This is a genomic window from Acinetobacter sp. HR7, from assembly GCF_000773685.1.
GTDB classification, from domain to species: domain Bacteria; phylum Pseudomonadota; class Gammaproteobacteria; order Pseudomonadales; family Moraxellaceae; genus Acinetobacter; species Acinetobacter thermotolerans.
This window is the reverse complement of the sequence record NZ_JPQO01000030.1, coordinates 1-5,900: the sequence shown is the minus strand read 5'-3', so window position 1 is coordinate 5,900 and position 5,900 is coordinate 1. Positions and strand designations below refer to the sequence as shown.

Sequence of the window (5,900 nt, the reverse complement as noted above, 5' to 3'; positions counted from 1 at the left end):
AAAATTGTGGGACAGCAATGCGCAAAAGCGTCCTTTTTTATTGCTCCTTCCTTTGACAAAGGGAGGTTGGATGGAATTGAAAATTTGCCACTCCCTTGTGAAGCAGTGCTTCTCATCTCCTACAAGCAGAGGAAATACTTTTAAAATAATATTGGTCTTTACTCCCTCTCCCCTGGGGAGAGGGCTGAGGGTGAGAGAAATTAAAAACTTTCTTTAATTAAGAGTTAACCTCTCCTAAAAGGAGAGGGAACTCCTTAGTGAGCCTCATCCCAATTCTTACCTTTGCCCACTTCCACCACCAGCGGTACAGAAATCTGTACGACTGATTGCATCACTTCTGCCAGTTTCGGTGCCAGTTCATCGGCAATCGCTTCATCGACTTCAAAAACCAATTCATCGTGTACTTGCAGTAACATTTTGGCCTGGTCTTTCGGTAGCATCTTGTCGACTTCAACCATTGCCATTTTGATGATGTCGGCCGCAGAACCTTGTAGGGGCGCGTTGATCGCAGCACGTTCAGCCGCTTTACGTACCATCATGTTACGGGCATCGATGTCTGGGGTATACAGACGACGGCCGAGAATGGTTTCAACAAAGCCCTGTTCCAATGCCACCTGACGGGTACGTTGCATATATTCATAAATACCGGGATAGCGATGGAAATACTGCTTGATATATTCCTGTGATTCCTGACGGGTAAAGCCGAGCTGACGGATCAGACCGAATTCAGACATGCCATAGAGCAGACCGAAGTTCACCGCCTTTGCCTGGCGACGCTGGTCGTTAGTCACTTGTTCCAAAGGCACACCCAGTACTTCAGCAGCCGTACGACGATGCACGTCCTGACCATGCATAAAGGCATCCACCAAGGCATCATCCTGAGAGAAATGTGCCATTAGACGCAGTTCGATTTGTGAATAGTCGGCTGCTAACAGAATACGACCTTCAGGCGCGATAAAGGCTTTACGGATCTGACGGCCAATTTCTTCACGTACTGGAATGTTTTGTAGGTTTGGATCGGTGGAAGATAGGCGACCTGTTGCAGTCAGAGCCTGATGATAGCTAGTATGCACACGATGAGTGTCATTATTGGCCTGTTTGCACAGTCCATCAGTATAGGTGCTTTTGAGCTTGGACAGACCACGGTAATTCAGGATCAGCTCAGCAATTGGATGTTCTAGTTTTTCCAGAATGCTTTCACTGGTACTGTACTGCCCCGTTGAAGTTTTCTTACCGCCTTTGAGGCCGAGTTTTTCAAACAGGATTTCACCGACCTGTTTCGGTGAGCTGACATTGAAAGATTCACCGGCCATTTCTTCAATCTGCTGTTCCAGATTTTTCATGGTTTCGGCGAAGTCACAGCCCAACTGATCCAGGAAAGCTAGATCCAGTTGAATACCGTTTTCTTCCATGCTGGTCAGCACACGTGCCACCGGCATTTCAATATTTAAAAGGAGATTGAGTAATTCTGGATGAACTTTGAGTTTTTCATGCAGCACTTCGTATAGACGATAGGTCACATGCGCATCTTCTGCAGCATAGTGTGCAGCGGTCTCGATATCGATCTGATTAAAGGTCTTCTGCTTGGCACCTTTACCCGCAACCTGTTCAAAAGTTGTAGTTAGATGACTTAAGTACAAACGTGCAACATCATCCATACCATGACGGGTTGCGACAGAGTTCAGTACATAAGAGGCCAGCATGGTATCGAAATACCAGCCCGCCAACTGGATACCGTGATTTTCCAGCACATGCGCATCATATTTCAGGTGATGGCCGATTTTCTGAATGTTGTCGTCTTCCAGAATTGGCTTGATCTGCGCCAGAATGGTTTCACGATTCAGTTGTTCAGGGGCACCGGCATAGTCATGTGCGAGTGGTATGTAATAAGCATCTTGAGCATCAAAAGCCACTGAGAAACCAACGATCTGTGCGACACGATAGTCCAGACTGGTAGTTTCAGTATCAAAAGCAAAACGTTTGACAGTGCTTAAGCGGCTAAACAGGGCATCCCAATCGGCCTGGCTTAATACTGTGTGATAGGTTGCCTGTCCAAGCTGGTCATCACCGCTGGTTAAATCGGCCTGGTCTTCAGTGGCAATTGGCTCTGGTTTAGCAGCAATAGATTGAGCCGCTTGTTTATATTTGGCATTATTCGGATTATTCGGATGATCTAGTGATTGCAGCTGGTTCCGGAATTCCAGTTCAGTATACAGCACGCGCAAAGCTTCGACATTTGGTTCGCCCAGTTTCAGGTCATCATAACCAAAGCTCAAATCAAGGTCGATGACAATACTCGCCAGCTGATGATCCAGTGCGATCCCGTCGGTATTGTCTTTAATATTTTGGCCAACCTTGCCTTTGATCTTGTCGACATTTTCCAGAATGCCACCGATTGAACCATATTCATTTAGTAGTTTCGCCGCAGTTTTGGCACCAATGCCCGGTACACCCATGATACCGTCAGAAGCATCACCCATCAGGGTCAGGTAATCCACGATCTGGTTTGGCCATACGCCGAATTTTTCAAATACGCCATTGATATCCATTGGGCGTTCTTTAAAGCTGTCTTCCAGAGTGACTTTTTCAGTGACCAGCTGCGCCATGTCTTTATCACCAGTTGAGATCAGTACCTGATGACCTAGGGCTTCAGCACGTTTCGCCAAGGTTCCGATAATATCATCGGCTTCAGCACCCGGCAGGGCATGGAGTGGGATACCCAAGGCTTTGATCAGGGCATGTAAATATGGAATCTGTTCAGACAGTTCACTTGGCATGCTTGGACGGTCACCTTTATAGATCGGTGACAGCTCATGACGGAAAGTCGGTTCTGGGGTATCGAAAATCACCGCCATATGGGTCGGCTGGGTACGGCGCATCAATTTTTGAATGGCAGAAATTGCACCACGGATTGCATTGGTGTGTAAACCGGTTGACGTGGTTAACGGTGGCAGCGCGTGAAAGGCACGAAACAAAAAGTAAGAGCCATCGACCAAGACAAATGGTGGCATGTATTCAATTCCTTATTCAAATATTGGGGTTATTGTACGTGATTTTTCCCGTGCCCGCAGAGCAAGTCCGTGGCAACAGCTTAGCGAATAATGTCTGAAGATGAAATAAGTTGCAGTGGCTTGTTGTATGATGGAGATGTTTGGGACTGGAACGGATAAGAATGACAACAGGGCAAAATGAATTGCGCATGATGTGGCTCATCAGCTTGGTAATTGTAGCGTTGAGTGCCTGGTATCTGGATTATGAAATTATTAGCTATCTCTGTGGGCTGGGTTTTTTAATTAGCGTGATGCAATACGTAAATGCTGTGCAGCAGCCACTTGAAGATACGGCGGCTCAACATCAATTGTCCGTACCGAGTTATTCCAAAGTCCCACTGTATATTTCTTCACTGATCGCCATCGTTGGTGGGGCAAGTGACCTGAAATGGCTGATGGGACTGGGTGTCACGGCCTGGATTTTTTTCCTGTTGCGCTGGCTGCAACGCCTCGAACTTTCAATGCAACAGTTACAGCATCGAATCAAGTTTTCATCATCCTCACAACCGATTGAATCTCACAATACTCCACTTCCAGCATTTCAGCAGCCATCCCAAACAGAACCTGCTTCATCCAGTTTAATTGAACAGATTCAGCGCTGGATTTTCCAGGGCAATCCGGTGCTGAAAGTAGCCATTGGTATCCTGGTCATCGGCATCATTCTGTTATTACGTTTTGCCACCGAGCACTGGCAATTGAGTCTAGCGATGAAGCTGGGACTGATTGCCCTAGCGAGTGTGGCAGTCACCGGGCTGGGCTACAGGCTGATTGAGAAAAACCGCAGTTTTGCTTTGGCGCTGGAAGGACTAGGGTTAGGGGCGCTGTTCCTGACGCTATTCTTTGCTTATTACAATCTGGTCATTCCGAGCTTGTTGCTGGCTTCAATTTTGTTTGTGCTGATTATGGCAGTGACGCTATATCTCAGCTTTAAGCAGAACAGCTTTGAGTTGACAGTGATGGCGGTACTGATCGCTTACATTGCCCCGTTTACCTTGCCGGTACGCAATGCCACGGCTGTAGAGCTGGTAGCTTACTATCTGGTGATCAATATTGGTGTGGCGATGCTGACTAGTCTAAAACCCTGGAAGATTCTCAATCAGATTGCCTTTCTGGTCACAGCGATTATTGGGGGAAGCTATGCATTGATTCATGGCTATACCTCTGAACGATACAGCATGACCGGTTTGATTCTGGCACATAGCGCAGTATTTATCTGGTTGGGTTTTCGCTTTAGTCAGTTGCTTGCCAAAGAAGAGCTGAGCAAATTTCAGCTGAAACCGATTCTGGATATTGCCCTGATTTTTGCCGCACCGATTACGGCATATATCTTTTTGTACCTGATCCATTTTGATGATCGCAGCTGGCAGGCAGGACTCAGCCTGATTTATGCCGTGGTTTTTGCTGGCTGCTGGTTCTGGTCACGCCGTAGTCACACTTTAAATATCACTGCCAATAGCTATCTCAGTCTGATGCTGATTTTTATGGCGCTGATTCCACCGATTCTGTTGAAAGGTGAATGGAGTGTAATTGGTTGGGCGATTGAAGGTGTGCTGATCTATTGCTGGGCTTTGGAAAAGAATCTAAAGGTTGGCCAGTACCTGAGTATGGGGCTGATGATCATGGCCGGGCTGAGCAGTCTGTATTATCTGGTTGAGCTCAATCCAACGCCACGACATATCTTCTGGACACTCAGCGGCTGTTATTTAGCTGTGATTTTGGTCAGTCAGCTAAAAGACAAATATATACAACAGCTGGATAGGCTGAGTATTGGATTTCTGAGTCTGCTGAGTTTTTCTGCCAGCCTAACACTGTTTGCCTTGCTTGAAGATGAGTTTCATTTACCTGATGCACATATTTATAGTCTGGCAACAGTCATACTGATCTATGCGGCTTTAAATGAAATCATCCTGAGAAAAAATCAGGACTGGAGCTGGCTGGTTCCGAAATGGTGTGGTTTAACTCCATTGGTTTTTGCGGGTGTAGTTATCGCGATTGACCATAGTCAGAATGCCATACTGGTTTGGGATAGCTTATTAGCTCGTCTGATCTTTGGAATCTCAACTTTATTACTGGCCTGGCAATGGTTGCGACCATCCGTTGGATTACAACTTTCTAAAGAATGGGTAAGTCTAGGCGCTTTAGGCAGTCTGGCTTTGGCAAGCCTATGCCTGATTCCAAGTATGCCGTATATCAGTATGGTGATTTTACCGCTCGGGCTATGTTTCTGGTCCTATCGTCAATCTATTGATTCTGCCTGGCCAATGCTGTGGCAAAGCAACAGTACCTTGATCTTGATGGCTGGCTGGTTGCTGTGTTCACAGCTGTTAAGTCAGCAAGCTTTTGAGTTTTATCTACTGCCGATTCTGAATCCATTTGATCTGGTCAGTATTGCCATGCTGGTTGGTTTTATCTGGATGTTGCTGCAGCAAATCCGGGCAGGACGAGACAAAGGCATGATGGCTGTACTGATGGTGCTAAGCCTACTCTGGCTCTCCAGCTATATCGTACTGCGTGCGCTGCATGTTTATCTGGGCACGCCGTTGAATAGCCTAGAGGTATGGAACAATGCCACAGTTCAGCTGAGTCTGACCATTTTGTGGGTACTCTTGGCTTTCGCGACGATGTGGATTGCCACATTGAAATCCCTGAAACCGATGTGGATTTTAGGTGGCAGTATTCTGGTGATCGTAACCCTGAAATTGGTGCTGTTTGATCTGTCTCATATTGGAACGTTGACGCGGGTATTATCGTTCTTGCTGGCGGGTGGGGTGATGTTACTGATTGCTTATGTGGCACCGATGCCTGAGGGAGAGAAGAAAGCTTGAAAACTCCCTCTCCCTGTGGGCATAG

General features: G+C 46.7%; 2 protein-coding genes. One reads left to right on the top strand and one right to left on the bottom strand.

Going from position 1 to position 5,900, the window contains the following annotated elements; all coding sequences use genetic code 11:
* Positions 1 to 254: 254 nt before the first annotated feature.
* The gene (gene polA / locus GW12_RS02295; protein ID WP_034582878.1) at positions 255 to 3,011 is read right to left on the bottom strand and encodes a DNA polymerase I; all 2,757 of its coding nucleotides are present in this window, start codon (positions 3,009 to 3,011) and stop codon (positions 255 to 257) included.
* A gap of 161 nt (positions 3,012 to 3,172) precedes the next feature.
* Here polA and GW12_RS02290 point away from each other — a divergent pair, with 161 nt between their 5' ends.
* Positions 3,173 to 5,875 carry a DUF2339 domain-containing protein gene (locus tag GW12_RS02290; protein WP_034582876.1) on the top strand — a complete coding sequence of 901 codons (2,703 nt, stop codon included), beginning with the start codon at positions 3,173 to 3,175 and terminating at the stop codon, positions 5,873 to 5,875.
* Positions 5,876 to 5,900 lie beyond the last annotated feature (25 nt).